Source organism: Candidatus Thiodiazotropha sp. AKAK3 (genome assembly GCF_058244645.1).
The window spans coordinates 112,481-126,654 of sequence record NZ_JBSYOQ010000071.1 but is presented as its reverse complement, the minus strand read 5'-3'; the positions used below and the strand labels follow the sequence as shown (position 1 = coordinate 126,654).

The following is a 14,174-nucleotide window of genomic DNA, read 5'->3' as shown; positions in this document are numbered from 1 at the left end:
TCTATACGAAAGCCCCTAGGGCCTGTTAACACCAATCGAATCGGCCCTGTTGCCCCCACTGCAGTGAAATCGTCCACCTGACTTATTTTAAGGGCATTCTTGTTCAACTCTTCAGCCACAATCTTCATCATCTGCGTGACATCTGTCATCCAACCTACGATGGCATTGATCTGTGACTCATACATTTTTAAAGCCAGTATTAACCTGGCAAAAGCAGATAGCTGCAGGTAATACTGCAATCAATACATATGCTGACCGCCATTCACTGAGAGCGTCGAACCGGTTATAAAGCTGGCCTCATCAGCAATCAGGAATAGAACAGTACGAGCGATATCCTCAGGTTCACCCAATCGTCCAACAGGAATTGTCTTGATAATTTTTTCCAACACAGCTTCCGGTACGGCGCGCACCATATCAGTAGATACATAACCAGGAGCAACTGCGTTGACCGTAATCCCCTTAGCTGCACCTTCTTGAGCAAGCGCCTTGGTAAACCCATGTATGCCCGATTTTGCTGCAGCGTAGTTTACCTGTCCGTATTGACCGGCCTGACCATTTACCGAACCAATATTGACAATCCGGCCAAAGCCTCGTTCGCGCATGCCGTTGATCACAGCATTACAGCTATTGAAGCAGGAGGCGAGATTTGTCTGGATAACTTTATCCCAGTTTTCAAAAGTCATCTTATGCATAGTGCTGTCTCGGGTGATACCGGCGTTATTGACCAGTATCTCTATCGGGCCTAGATCTTCCTCAATCTTGGCGATGCCCGCTTTGACAGCCTCATAATCACTGACATCAAATTGATAACTTGGTATTCCGTTTGCCTGTGTAAATGCATCTGCTGCCTGCTGATTTCCGCCGTAGTTGGCTGCGACACTATAACCAGCCTCTTTCAACGCCAGACTTATCGCCTCACCAATGCCTCGGGTGCCTCCTGTAACAAGTGCAACTCGTGCCATGAATCATCTCCTCATCAATTATTATTTGTTGGTGTCCTGGCAGATCAGAATTCCGCGAGAAGTAAAAATTTCTCTGTGAGCAATATTCACAATCAAGCCGGTTCAGGCCTCGGAATTGAAACCATCACGATGTGATCCTGAGAAGCCAATTTATTAATATTTTCTATGCTCGCATAAGCACATAAAAAACATTCTAGTCAAGATGTAACGTTAAAGCCATAAAGAGACCTAATCCCGGCTCAGAGATTCAGGGTTAGCTGCTCAGCAAGCAAGACTATTGAAAAAATTCGTCCCAGGTTAACCATCCTGGTTTGTTTTTTTGATCCCTTTGTCTGCTGTAGAGCGGGGCCCTACTAAGATGAAAAATAATATGAGAAAAGCGATCAAAGCCCTTTAACCTAAAAGATCAGTTGGGCCGCGTGATGTGTACGTTTGTGGTGATGCAGGGCAAGGGTCGCTCCAGCACAGCAAACAACTACTTGGAATAGCCTGCTATTCGAATGGAGCGGTCAACTGATTTTTTTAGTTTTAACTGCCCCGCCGGGACAGACTGATATTTGCCCGACGATTTGCCGCCCTGGCTTGTTCAGTACGTTTCGCTATTGCCGGTCTTGATTCACCATAATGACGCTGTTTTATCAATCCGGCTTCGATACCCTTCGAAATCAGGTAGCTGGAGACACTCTTAGCCCTTCTGGCTGACAATCGCTTGTTATAGCGACGAGTTCCCTGGTCATCAGCATGACCCGAAATCATGATTCCAGCCAGCCTTTCATCAGCTTGGATATATTTAATCAAGCGATCCAATCTCTGTTTGGCCTGTTTATCAAGCTTATGAATGTCCAATGGAAAAAAGACTGTCGAGTGTTGAAATGATTCAAAACCCTCACTTGAGAGCTGACTTAGACACTGCTTGAACTGCCGATATGGTTTTTGGAATTGAACGGGAGAGAGACGCACGTTGACCTCTCTGCGACTATCGTCCCAATCGAGGAAGTCAAAACTGCCAACCTGCCCTTTAGAGAGGGATGTGAGCAGCCATCCAGCCGGTTTTCGTCCAAGCCGAACTGGCTGCATACCTGAGTTGATCTTCATATGTTGCTGCAACTCATCGGGTGGCTGATGTTCCCAGGAGGGTGACACCTCCCGCAAAACGCCTTCCAGCCTCTCCGGTATAGGCTGGAAGCTATTAATTCGGAAGTTGAGATCATCTCCCGCAATGCGGCGGAAAATTGCTTGACCAAATTGGGGTATTTGATGACGCAATTCGCAGCTGATGTCAGATCCGGCAAATATCCACTCTGACTCGTGCATGCCCGCCATATAGGTCTGAGATTCAAGCTGGGTGGCCCCAAACAGAGTGGCTCTTGGCAGCCAAAGCATGACGACGAAACTATATATTAGGAAGTTGAACTTACTTTTTTGCAGATAACCAGTCATCACCAAACCGACATAGACTAAAAATTGAGCTTAATCTCTACCGCTGTAGAGAGGCATCTGAAAAGGCTATCGGCCAACCTGTTTCGATCCTTTACTCAAACCTGGCGGGCAGTGGGGTAAATTTGGGTATTGGGCAAAGTGCCTATTTTGAGGAGAAGTCACTTTTGCCTTTAGCACCGCCCTCAAAAGGGAGGCTTTGAAGAGGTTTGATGTTGTATTGTGAGTAGTTGCAATTCACTTATATTTCCAACCAAGTGTGGCCTGGCCACACCCTTGGGGATAGTAATGCTGCTATTGAGTTGAAACAATGAAATGCCTCAGCAGGACGATTTCGATCGAGCTACTCATCTTCATGGGACTTGAGATAATCGATCAGACTGCGAAATCGATTGTAGTCCTGGCGGTGAAAGACCGGGTCGTCACCATGGGTAACTTCTTCTTCCAGCTTTTTCCACTCTTTTTCATTCAACGCCTGATCAACCAGCGGAAAGACCTCTTCCTCTTCAATATCAATATGCTGGCGCTGCAGCGCAACAAACTCCCGCCCTTGAGTCTCGACCTCATCACGCAACAACACCGCGCCCTGCATGGCACCCTCCAGTGTGGTTCGAAAGCGATTGGCCAATCCTAACAGGCTGACATGTTCGCGGCAGATTCGCTCATAAAGTGCAGCGTGGGGCTCCATTGATCTCTTTTTGAAGGCGACACTGTTGATTTGATCTTCAGTGGGATGATGCACTTTCTCAGCATAGTGTTCGATATAATCCACCATCTCGATTTTCAAATCGAAATTGGATTCATGGCCTGCTGCCAGGGCATCGAGCTCAGTAGATAGCAGATCAAGCAGTCGAGCGAGATTTACGTGGTCTCGGTGAAGTTTTTCCAATAGTGGGCTCATGTCACCTCTCTTTTTCTTAATTGGCGCCAGACCCAGCCCTGCGGACTGGTCTCCCCAGTTAGAATATAGTTCAGCGCGTTCTCATTTTGCAGTGTCCACTCCATGCGATTTCTTGCTGACACCTTTCCGCAGAATAGCAACCGATCATCCTTTTGAACAATCAGGTCCTCTTCAGGCAACAGACTATACTCATTATGCCTCAATAACATCAGGGGAATACAAGGCAACTTTTTTTCCCTGTTCCTGGGGTCTCTGATCAACTCACCCAATGTGAGATTACGCCCCTCACGCACATATTGGCACACGGCATGGGTATCATGCTCCGCAAATGCTACTTCCCATACATCCGGGGCGTGATCAGACACCAAGGCAGAAATACGACTGATCAGCTGACAGGCCCATTCATCATCCTGGTGCATCACCATCGTGACGAACTGATGTTGCATAGGTGCACCCAATAATACCCGTATCCGATTAGCAATGATTTCACTGGGCAGCATCACCATATCCGCACCAACGGCCTCAATCACCGGATCATTATGCTTGCGATTCTGGCGCAGGATGACAAACAGGTCTGCATTCAATCCCCGGGCTGTCATGATTATGGATAGGTTATTGGCGTCGTTATCAGTTCCCGCCACCAGACCTACGGCTCGATCAACGCTTGCTTCAAGCAAGGTATCCGCCTCGGTGCCACGCCCAACCACCATTGGGGAGTGAGGGCTACCAGTAATATCCGGCTCAGCCTCAATCACTACAACCTCAAAATCTTCCTTCACCAGCTTATCGTATACCGCCTTACCGAACCTGCCGTAACCGCAAATCACCCATAGCCCTTTTCTGGGGGGATGAACAGGTTCACTGAGCATATCTCTCTTACCCAGAGACAACCAATCCTGCAGCAGACTAAGACAGGGCGCTTGTACGGCAGTAGCCAGATAGAGGGCAAATGCATCAAAGGGATCAATGATGTAATCGGTCCCGAAAGAGGCCATATTCTTTTCGATATCATGGGAATCTGCCCGGCATATCACGTCGATATCAGGGTGCAGTAACTTGGAAGTGATGGCTATCTTGAGATTGGTTTCATTGGAGTTGGTCAATGCCACCACCCCCTCACAGAGCGGGTGCAACAGACCTGCTTCCACCAAATGAGCAGGTAAGCGAGCATCTGCAGATAAACCGGGTACATACTCTCGCAGATTCTCCAATTTGAGTAGATTTACCCGCTCTTGAAGAACATCAATCACCACCGCATGCTGGCTACGCTCTGTTAGCGCTTTGACCAGTGCCTCACCCGTCTGTCCATAACCACAAACCAGGTAAAATGACTCTCTCAATCTGCTGATTTTTCTAGCAAATCGCCTCTCAGTTAATGCTCTTTGAAAGGTCTCATCCTTGAGTAAAGCCAATACAGTACCAATTGAGTAGAGCCAGACAACCACCGTAAAGAAGATTGAAAAACTGACCCACAAACGCTGCCCTGCTGTGAATGGGTAAGGCAGCTCACCAAATCCAATAGTGCTCGACATGAAGCTGACAAAATAGAAAGCATGGAAAAAATCCATATGCCAGACATTACCATCTGCATCCTCACCAGGAATCAGAACCAACCCAAGCATGGCGATTGAGTAGGCCAGTACCAAGGTCAATAGCGGCGCTCGCATACGCCGAAAAATGAGGAAGATAATATTGTTCATCGAGTCTTTGTCTGGTCGCTTCAGCGACGCAACATAACCGTTTCGATGATCAGCAGAATCACTGAGACAACATTAGCTAGCATCGCCCCGCCAGAGAGTGAAACAATACTGGCCATAGTAACTGTGGTCAGCCCGGTCTCGGTAACATGCACAGCCACAGTCCAAACCAATGCTGCCGCAAACAGCTGTAATAGTGCCACCAGGCTGGTCGCCAGTAACACTGCCCCCATCTGGGTGCGGTCACCAAATTTCAATACTGTAGCTACCAGGTTCACCACAATAACCGCAAACAGTTCATACACGTGGTGGTGATCAGGATTATCCAGTTCGCCGACAAAAAAACCGAAATTGAGCGTCAGGGCAAGCACAATAAAAAAACCAAACAGGACCTTTTCCGGATTCACTCGTTTTCTCCTCTAATGTCTCAAAACCGGATCACAGCATTGAAGAGCCTCTAAAACCATCGTTCATTTCGAGGCCCGGATATTGCCGAGCGGCTATATTTAGGAAGCTCTGATTATGTCTGGGCCGAACAGATCTTGGCGGCAAGATGTCGATCCACGACATAATCAGAGCTTCCCTTAATCAATCTTGGAGTAAAAGATAGCCTTTTTCCAGTGGTTTATCTGCTGCTTTTAACTAAAAACATCTGACTGACTTGTAGAAGTCGTGACTTCAGCAATTGATCGTTGCTACACCACGCAAGGCAAGGAAAAAGCACTAAAATCTAATTGCGATCTTCTAAAGATTTCATAAAATCGACCGCTACAAACATCAGTCGGGGCGACTACTTACGATGCAGTCGAAACGCCCACCGTCCTGTAATGCGACTAATTTTGGTAACTAAAAAATGTCCAATTTTATTAAATCTGTAGATGACCGTACTCGCTTGGCGGGCACCAATCGCTTAGAGGTTCTCCTTTTCAGCCTTGGAAAGGATGTCAGAACTGGCCGCGAAGAGACCTATGGGGTCAACGTTTTCAAAGTTCGAGAGGTCATGCTGGTACCTGAAATTACCCATGCTCCGGACATGCCTGCCTCTGTTGAGGGGATGGTGAGCCTACGAGGCAATATGATTCCGGTAATCAATCTTCCCGATTTCTGTGGCGTTCAGACAGAGGAGAAGCCCAGCATTCTGATCGTTACCGAATACAACAAAAATGTACAAGGTTTTCTTGTACATGCTGTGGATACTATCGAGCGTCTTGCCTGGGAAGACGTCAAAGTTCCCCCACCGATGATGGCGCAACAGCACGGCGGACTGGTGACTGCTGTAACTGAACTGAAGGACAAGCGCTTGGTTATGATCATGGATGTGGAGATGGTACTGAGCCAAACCTCTGGTTTTGGCCAGGGCTCAGATATTTTCGATGGCATCACACGGGTCGAAGATAACGATGTTACCCTACTCTTTGCAGACGATTCAGCCGTGGCTCGAGACCAGATTATTCGCACCCTCGACCATATGGGCATGAAATATATCAGCACCTCCAATGGTGCCGAAGCCTGGAGCAAACTCAAGGAGATCGCTGATCGGGCTGACGCGACAGACCACAAAGCGAGCGATTTCGTGCAGATTATTCTGACCGATGTAGAGATGCCAGAAATGGATGGCTATGTATTGACCAAGAAAATCAAAGATGATGCACGTTTCAGTGACATACCAATCATCATGCACTCGTCACTCTCTGCAGATGCCAATATGGCTCTGGGTAAGGGCGTAGGCGCAGATGCCTATGTGCCCAAATTCGAACCCACAGAACTGTCGGCCAAACTGCATGAAATGGTCGCCAGTGTTAAAAAGTAATTGACCTGAGAGACACCTTTAAAGAGGTGTCTCTCTGCAATCCATTTAAAAATCCGCAAGCTCTTTGAATGCAACGGTTGTTACCTTAGGTAACAACTGCTACGCTTCTCAGATGCCAGATTCGCAACCACCTGACCGACAAATAGACAGGACTTTAGCCCTCGTCCTTCTTATCCTGTTGCTCTTCTCCACACCGGTTATGGTGTGGTGGACCTCCCCTGGCCACCACTGGTACCTACCCTATCTGCTTTGGTTTGGTGTCATCCTATTCATCGCCTGGGTGAATCATCGACACCATGAATCATGATCTCTGGCTACTCTTTGGCATCAGTTTTCTCTATCTGGCAATACTGTTTCTTATTGCCTTTGCTGCAGACAGTGGACGGATTCCTGAACGTTTTATCCGACATCCGAGCATCTATGTCCTCTCGCTCGGTGTCTATGCGACCTCCTGGACTTATTACGGTAGCGTTAGCTTTGCCCAAACCCAGGGTTACCTGTTTCTAACCATCTATCTTGGCGTTACCCTGGCATTTGCGCTGACGCCAATTCTGTTTCAACCGATACTCAGACTGACTCGCGAGTACCAACTCACTTCACTGGCAGACCTATTTGCATTCCGCTACCGAAGTCAGCTCGCTGGTATTCTGGTCACACTCTTCATGCTGCTTGGCACCTTACCCTATATTGCATTACAGATAAGAGCCGTCACCGACTCTCTTCAAGTCGCAAGCCAAACAGTCGCCCCGCGCATACTTGCATTTATTTTCTGTGCCACACTGGTGGTGTTCGCTATTCTGTTCGGTGCCCGGCACAGCACCAGTCGAGAGAAGCATCGTGGCTTGGTATTGGCGATCGCCTTTGAATCAATAGTTAAGCTGGTTGCAATGCTTGTTATCGGTTTGACTGCACTGTTTGGCGTTTTTGGTGGTTTCGGTGGTTTAGAACAGTGGCTGGCTGAGCACCCTGAAGCACTTGAGAAACTCTATGCTCCAGTAAGAGAGGGTCCCTGGGCAACACTCATATTGTTGGCCTTCGCAGCGGCCTTCCTTCTGCCTCGCCAATTCCACATGCTGTTCACAGAAAACCTGGAACCCAAGGCCTTACGTACAGCCAGCTGGGCATTTCCCCTTTTTCTGCTGCTGATCAACCTGCCCATCCCGATCATACTATGGGCTGGAGTAGCTATTGAACTACCCATCCATCCTGACTTCTTCGCCCTGGGCATCAGTCTTGAGAGAGGCCCTAGCTGGTTGCCTGTGCTTGCTTTTATCGGTGGTGTCTCTTCTGCCAGTGCAATGATGATCATCACCACCCTGGCACTCTCATCAATGACCCTGAACCACATTCTGCTGCCTACAAACTTTCCCGATCCAGCGGTTAATCTATATCGATGGCTGTTGTTGGGACGGCGATTATTGATCGCACTGATCATCATGGCCGGGTACGGTTTTTACATACTACTGGAAAAGCATGATAGCCTGGTTCAACTTGGTCTGATTTCATTCGTAGCTGTAGCCCAATTTCTACCTGGAGTAGTCGGACTACTCTACTGGCGTCGTGCTACACGATTTGGATTCATCATAGGTTTGCTCGCTGGTATTGCCATCTGGTCTGCAACACTACTGCTTCCTCTACTGGAAAACTCAGGCTTTATCCGAACAGAATTTGATATCCCGGGTTTAAGGCTGGCATCGGGCATGGATCAATGGGAGTTCGCCACCTTCTGGTCACTTTCGCTGAACACACTTCTGTTTGTATTTGGCTCACTGATCAGTACTCAGAGTATCGGTGAAAAAGAGGCTGCCAGTGCCTGTTGTAGTGAATCTCTGGTACCCATGGGGGGCATGGTCAGTGTCGGTTCAACTGCCCAGTTCACAAAGCAGCTGGCACAAATGCTGGGGCACGAAGCTGCACACAGAGAGGTGGAGCAGGCTCTGAGAGATCTTAGTCTTGCCCATTCAGAAACACGACCTTCACAGTTACGACGACTGCGTGAACGGATTGAGCGCAATCTTTCCGGTCTGCTTGGGCCTCAGCTCGCCCATATGATCATCAACCGAAGGTTGCAGCTTGATATACATACCCAAACCGCATTGGCTGATTCGATGCGCTTTATCGAAGATCAGCTGGAACACTCCCGTTCTCGTCTCCGTGGCCTGAGTGCAGATCTGGATAATCTGCGCCGCTATCATCGACAGATTCTCCTCGATCTCCCCCTGGGTGTCTGTACGATAGATCGGCTGCGCATGGTGACTATCTGGAATCTGGCAATGGAGGTGATGACCGGAGTCCATGCACGAGATGCAATAGGTGTTTCACTACATCGCCTACCTGAGCCCTGGGGACATCTGCTAGCTGGCTTTGCGAAAGCCACTGATGAGCATATTCATCATCTCGAAATTACACACGAAACCAAGAGTCGTTGGTTCAACCTGCATAAAGCAGCAATACCTGCCCCGATGCCGGTTGATCACCCAGTGGAAGAGGCTCGCACAAGCCAAGTCATGCTGATGGAGGATCTGACCGACCTGGAGACACTGGAGGCTGAACTGGCTCACAGTGAGCGGCTCGCTTCGATTGGTCGATTAGCTGCCGGCGTAGCCCATGAGATCGGGAACCCGGTAACCGGTATCGCCTCATTAGCACAGAACCTTCGCCATGAAGATGATCCAAATATAATCAAGGAGAGTATCGAGGAGATACTCAATCAGACCCAACGGATTACTGCCATTGTTAAAACCCTGATGAACTTCAGCCGTAGCGGTGGCATTGGTGCCAATACTCAGCTTTTCTCAGTCCAGGAGGTGGTGGACGAGGCGATTCGCCTGGTCAAACTGACCCATCATGGACGCCAGATTCGTTTTAAAAATGACTGCACTTCAGAGTTGACAATTGAAGGGGATCGCCAAGGAATCTCGCAAGTTTTAGTCAATGTGCTGACCAATGCCTGTCATGCCTCATCACCTGGAGATCAAGTCATGATCAGGGTCAGTGAGATTGGAGATCTGGCCAGAATTGAGATCATTGATCAAGGTGAAGGCATATCAGAAGAGAACCTGGGCTATCTTTTTGAACCCTTCTTCACAACCAAACCACCAGGGGAAGGAACCGGCCTTGGTTTGGCTATTGCCTATAAGATCATCTCCGACCATAAAGGAGCCATCACAATTGATTCCGAAAAAGATCAGGGAACACGGGTGATGATGGATCTACCGAAAATTTATCATAGTGAAAACGCATAAATAACATCAACTGGCCCTGGATCACACCATGAAGCATATATTGATCATTGAAGATGAAACGGTTATCCGACGTGCAGTAAAACGGTTGTTGGAGCGCAATGATTATAATGTCAGCGAGGCAGGATCAGTTGAAGAAGCGAAGCAGCTACCCCTGAAAAACTTCGACCTGATCATCAGCGACGTTCGCCTTCCTGGGGATCCTGGCACCACAATAATCGACATCGCAGCCCCTACACCGGTTTTGATCATGACCAGCTATGCCAGTATCCGCTCTGCTGTCGATGCTATGAAACTGGGCGCTATAGACTATATCGCCAAACCCTTCGATCACGATGAGATGCTGATGGTGGTGGAGCGCGTCATTCAACAGGACCGTCAACTTCGGCAGCAGGAAGTGCTCAAATCTGAAGTTGAAAAGAGCTACCCTGTACGGGGCATGATAGGAGAGTGCCCGGCAATGGTCGATGTATTCCGGCGCATCGATAAAGTAGCGCCAACCGATGCCACAGTACTCATCCTTGGCGAATCAGGCACAGGCAAGGAGTTGGTTGCCAGAGCCCTGCACGAAAGAAGCCATCGATGCCAATCCCCTTTTGTCGTATTCAATTGTGCTGCACTTCCCGAACATCAGGTTGAAGCTGAGCTCTTCGGTCAACAAGATGAGCGGAAGAGCGAACGGGTTGGCCTGTTGGGGAAGGCTCAAGGTGGCACCCTATTCATGGATCAGGTCGGAGAGTTGTCACTGGCGGCACAGGCACGCCTGTTGCGGGTGTTACAAGGGGATGATTATTCAACTCAACAAGAGAGTGACCGAAGCCACTCAGATATCCGTATCATTGCAGCAACCCACCAGGACGTCCGCAAACTGGTACAACAGCAGAGTTTTCGTAGCGATCTATATTTTCGCTTGAGAGTGGTTGAAATGGCCCTGCCACCACTTCGAGAGAGGGGAAACGACATCAAGGCCCTTGCGATGTACCTGCTGAGTAAGTCCTGCAATCAGCTCAATCGCCCCTCCCTCTCTCTGAGTCGCAGTGCACTTGAGGCGATTCGCCGTTACCACTGGCCCGGCAATGTACGAGAGCTGGCCAATACCATTGAAAGAGCCGTCATTCTCTGTGAAGAGGAGCACATCACACCAGAACTACTGGCCATTGATCACCATATCAGTACCGGACAGAACAGGATTGGGGATAGTAGTGACAATCTCTCACTGGAAGATTATTTTCGTCACTTCGTGTTGGATAATCAGGAACACATGACTGAAACCGAACTGGCAAAAAAGCTGGGCATCAGTCGAAAAGCCCTATGGGAAAGACGTCAGCGGTTCGGGATACCACGAGAGAAGAAAGGGAAAAAGAGTTAGTCCCTGGTTATCAGGACTGGGATTTAATCAACTTGATCCAGTTCGAATTATGCAGGAGATGACGCTGTTTCGACTGCGTATTGAAACCATGATTGGTTTGAGCAAAACGGAGGAGATCCTCGGTACTCTCTGCATCATTTGGATAGATTGAAGTGCCAATACTCAATTGAGGCGATAGAGTTTGACCATTGATCACAACAGGCTTGCTGAGGCCAACCCGAATCTTCTCTGAGATGTGGATTACCGATTTATCCTGTTTGATGTAGGGTAGCAGCACAACAAACTCACTGCCATCGACCCGCGCGATGATATCACCCTTACGAACCAGCTGCTTAAGCCTGCTCGCAAGTGCCTGAAGATATGTATCCCCTACCCCATGACCGTATGATTCATTCACCTGCTTGAGATCCACAATCACAATATTCAGCAAACTTAAAAGGCCACTCTCCTGCTTTGCCTGAGTAAATGCGAAATTGAGGTAGTCATCGAACAGCACTCTGTTTGGCAGGCCGGTGAGGCTGTCATGAAACTCCTGATACTTGTTCAGCTCCTCAAGTTTGTTGTATTGAGTAATATCCCGAGCCACACCATAGGTACCAAAAAAGACTCTTTTATCACCACTGCGGGAGTAGAGTCTTTTTGATTGCATGGCCACCAGGATGCTTTTTGATTTCATCTCGGATTGACCCTCTGTACTTTCGCTACAGCGTAACCTCATCTCAACCTCAGGGAACCGCTCAGGACTACTGCGACGCTCCTCGAAAACATGGTGCATACGCTTTACCTCATCGGCCTCCACCAGGGCGCTCCAGTGCTTACCTAGAATCTCCTGTTTGGTGTAGCCAGTGACCTTGGTGAAAACACCATTCACCATCCGAAATTTACCTTTGGTATCGAGTAAAAATTGAATATTCGGAGCGACGTTGAACATCATGCGATGAAGACTGGACTGAATCTCAGCCTTTTTCTTCACCCGGTCGAGTTGCTCGTCCTTGACCTGCTTGCGTAAACTCTCATCGATTGCCTGCAACAGATCCACAGGTGTAACCGGTTTACGGATAAAGTGATCTGCCCCTTTTTTAAGGGATTGAATAGCATCATCAAGAGAGGGATCACCTGAAATAGTGATTATGCGGGTTGACAGCTGGCGCTTGCGAACAAAATCCATAACCTGAAAACCGTCGGCTACAGGCATATGCAGATCAAGCAGGATTAAATCGAAGTTACGAGTGACCAGTAAACCTGCAGCTTTGGCACCATCAGAAGCAGTTTCAACATCATACCCCCAACTCTCCACCATTGTTGCAAGACTCTCAGCATGACGGGTTTCGTCATCTACGATCAGCAAACGACCTTTATTGGAGGAAGTACCTTTACGGCCACCAGATTTACTCGGGTTAGACATAGTATAAACATCTTCAGGGTAGTTATATTAGGGCCTGTTAACACTAAGAGGAATATACCATGAACTATCGGAGACAATAGGAAAGGGAGTCACCAATCCGCCAATATTACTTCAACCACGTTCAGCCATTACCCGGTGCTTTGCAGCCAGAAAATCACTGTGTGAGACATAGATCAGATCAGCCAGTCGCCTTATGACATGCTCTTCATAGTGGTGTAGATGTTGATCGGCATAAGCAACTTGCCATAAAGCCTCGATAATCTTGACTTTTTTCTCCTGAGAATAGCTTTTATTGATCAATGATGTGAATTGAAAGTAGTCAGTGGATTGGGCATGCTCCTGTTCAGCGAGTTGCATCAATCTCTTTGATTCACTGGGATCAAGCTGAAACTGTTGTTCAATGGCTTCCAGTATGGCTGCTTTTTCCTCTGCTGCCTTCTCGAAATCGGACTCCGCAATCTCTATCAGCAGCACAGCTACAGCTAAGCGGGTCTGGGTCTCAAGATCCCCTTCATTACCACCAGAGACTGGAACCAAGTGGGTATTAAAATAGTCGAGTATGCTTTTTAGCATGCATTTCAGCCTGAATTAAATAGGTTGGCAAAAAGCGGCCAACCGTCACGCATCATTACCCTATAGACAAGAAACTAAGCGATCCGCCAATTAGGTAACCTTTTTTCTGCTAAGCCTATTCCGTCATCCATTATCAAGGGAAGAGAGCTAAAGAATCCTTGGAAACTGAATTCATCTAAAAAAAATATTTCTTACCAATAGAAACGTAACACGATTCAATCGGTAACGCCTAGCCCCTACAATGTTACGTCCGGTAACACTCATGCTGCCATGCAACATAAAGGGTCACATCTTAACTTATTGTTTTATTTGACTTTATAGACCATTGCGCCACAAAATAGTGCGATGTGTAACCCGTTTTTTCTGCGGTAACACACAAGTGGGTGTCTGCCCCGAAAAACCTGCTCGAATGGAAATATAAGAGCGCAGGAAGGCTCTGACAGGATGTCGACCAGGGAGCCAGATGCTTTAAATGATAAATACTTGAATAAATTACGGCGGAGTGATCATGACATGAACAAAACTGCTGAACAGTATTGGAAGGCCAATATTCGCCTGGTATCCATTCTATTGGTGATTTGGTTTGCCTGCTCGTTTCTTTTCGGCATCATTTTGGTTGAGCCTCTCAATACCATCAAAATCGGTGGTGTAGGGTTGGGTTTCTGGTTTGCGCAGAACGGCTCTATCTATACCTTTCTGGTGCTGATCTATGTATATACAAAACGTATGAACGCTCTGGATGTCGAATTCGATGTCCATGAGGATTAACGGGGGTAAC

General features: G+C 47.9%; 11 protein-coding genes. 4 read left to right on the top strand and 7 right to left on the bottom strand.

Features of this window, described 5'->3' with window-relative positions:
- Nucleotides 1–239 precede the first annotated feature (239 nt).
- From phbB to AC4IE7_RS19145, 5 genes are all read right to left on the bottom strand, one after another.
- Nucleotides 240–962 carry an acetoacetyl-CoA reductase gene (phbB, locus tag AC4IE7_RS19165; protein ID WP_490778478.1) on the bottom strand — a complete coding sequence of 241 codons (723 nt, stop codon included), beginning with the start codon at nt 960–962 and terminating at the stop codon, nt 240–242.
- Between the two features lie 528 nt (nt 963–1,490).
- Nucleotides 1,491–2,345: a MotY family protein gene (locus tag AC4IE7_RS19160; RefSeq protein WP_490778477.1), complete on the bottom strand. Its 855-nt coding sequence runs from the start codon at nt 2,343–2,345 to the stop codon at nt 1,491–1,493.
- 397 nt (nt 2,346–2,742) lie between these two features.
- Nucleotides 2,743–3,300 (bottom strand): hemerythrin domain-containing protein, encoded by a 558-nt coding sequence (locus tag AC4IE7_RS19155; protein ID WP_490778476.1) that lies wholly within the window; start codon nt 3,298–3,300, stop codon nt 2,743–2,745.
- Nucleotides 3,297–5,000, bottom strand: a complete 1,704-nt coding sequence (locus AC4IE7_RS19150) for a potassium channel family protein (RefSeq protein WP_490778475.1) — start codon at nt 4,998–5,000, stop codon at nt 3,297–3,299. The genes AC4IE7_RS19155 and AC4IE7_RS19150 overlap by 4 nt, the downstream gene beginning before the upstream one ends.
- Before the next feature lie 20 nt (nt 5,001–5,020).
- Complete coding sequence (locus AC4IE7_RS19145) at nt 5,021–5,404, bottom strand: DUF6394 family protein (RefSeq protein WP_490778474.1); 384 nt, start codon at nt 5,402–5,404, stop codon at nt 5,021–5,023.
- A 446-nt stretch (nt 5,405–5,850) separates the two neighbouring features.
- Between AC4IE7_RS19145 and AC4IE7_RS19140 the strand changes: the two genes are divergently transcribed.
- The 3 genes from AC4IE7_RS19140 (at nt 5,851) to AC4IE7_RS19130 (ending at nt 11,418) form a co-directional block, all read left to right on the top strand.
- Nucleotides 5,851–6,807, top strand: a complete 957-nt coding sequence (locus AC4IE7_RS19140; protein ID WP_490778473.1) for a chemotaxis protein — start codon at nt 5,851–5,853, stop codon at nt 6,805–6,807.
- 296 nt (nt 6,808–7,103) lie between these two features.
- Nucleotides 7,104–10,052 carry an ATP-binding protein gene (locus AC4IE7_RS19135; protein WP_490778472.1) on the top strand — a complete coding sequence of 983 codons (2,949 nt, stop codon included), beginning with the start codon at nt 7,104–7,106 and terminating at the stop codon, nt 10,050–10,052.
- Between the two features lie 28 nt (nt 10,053–10,080).
- On the top strand, nt 10,081–11,418 hold the full coding sequence (locus AC4IE7_RS19130; RefSeq protein ID WP_490778471.1) for a sigma-54-dependent transcriptional regulator: 1,338 nt from the start codon (nt 10,081–10,083) through the stop codon (nt 11,416–11,418).
- Between the two features lie 10 nt (nt 11,419–11,428).
- Here AC4IE7_RS19130 and AC4IE7_RS19125 read toward each other — a convergent pair whose 3' ends face one another.
- Both AC4IE7_RS19125 and AC4IE7_RS19120 read right to left on the bottom strand, forming a co-directional pair.
- Nucleotides 11,429–12,823 carry a response regulator gene (locus AC4IE7_RS19125; protein WP_490778470.1) on the bottom strand — a complete coding sequence of 465 codons (1,395 nt, stop codon included), beginning with the start codon at nt 12,821–12,823 and terminating at the stop codon, nt 11,429–11,431.
- A 111-nt stretch (nt 12,824–12,934) separates the two neighbouring features.
- Complete coding sequence (locus AC4IE7_RS19120) at nt 12,935–13,396, bottom strand: tellurite resistance TerB family protein (RefSeq protein ID WP_490778469.1); 462 nt, start codon at nt 13,394–13,396, stop codon at nt 12,935–12,937.
- 513 nt (nt 13,397–13,909) lie between these two features.
- Between AC4IE7_RS19120 and AC4IE7_RS19115 the strand changes: the two genes are divergently transcribed.
- Nucleotides 13,910–14,164, top strand: a complete 255-nt coding sequence (locus tag AC4IE7_RS19115) for a DUF4212 domain-containing protein (protein WP_068995522.1) — start codon at nt 13,910–13,912, stop codon at nt 14,162–14,164.
- Nucleotides 14,165–14,174: the final 10 nt, after the last annotated feature.

Coding starts and splice junctions, on each gene's coding strand:
- AC4IE7_RS19115 (WP_068995522.1), top strand. CDS start 13,910: ATGAACAAAACTGCTGAACAGTATTGGAAGGCCAATATTCGCCTGGTA.
- AC4IE7_RS19125 (WP_490778470.1), bottom strand. CDS start 12,823: ATGTCTAACCCGAGTAAATCTGGTGGCCGTAAAGGTACTTCCTCCAAT.
- AC4IE7_RS19135 (WP_490778472.1), top strand. CDS start 7,104: ATGAATCATGATCTCTGGCTACTCTTTGGCATCAGTTTTCTCTATCTG.
- phbB (WP_490778478.1), bottom strand. CDS start 962: ATGGCACGAGTTGCACTTGTTACAGGAGGCACCCGAGGCATTGGTGAG.
- AC4IE7_RS19120 (WP_490778469.1), bottom strand. CDS start 13,396: ATGCTAAAAAGCATACTCGACTATTTTAATACCCACTTGGTTCCAGTC.
- AC4IE7_RS19130 (WP_490778471.1), top strand. CDS start 10,081: ATGAAGCATATATTGATCATTGAAGATGAAACGGTTATCCGACGTGCA.
- AC4IE7_RS19155 (WP_490778476.1), bottom strand. CDS start 3,300: ATGAGCCCACTATTGGAAAAACTTCACCGAGACCACGTAAATCTCGCT.
- AC4IE7_RS19140 (WP_490778473.1), top strand. CDS start 5,851: ATGTCCAATTTTATTAAATCTGTAGATGACCGTACTCGCTTGGCGGGC.
- AC4IE7_RS19160 (WP_490778477.1), bottom strand. CDS start 2,345: ATGCTTTGGCTGCCAAGAGCCACTCTGTTTGGGGCCACCCAGCTTGAA.
- AC4IE7_RS19150 (WP_490778475.1), bottom strand. CDS start 5,000: ATGAACAATATTATCTTCCTCATTTTTCGGCGTATGCGAGCGCCGCTA.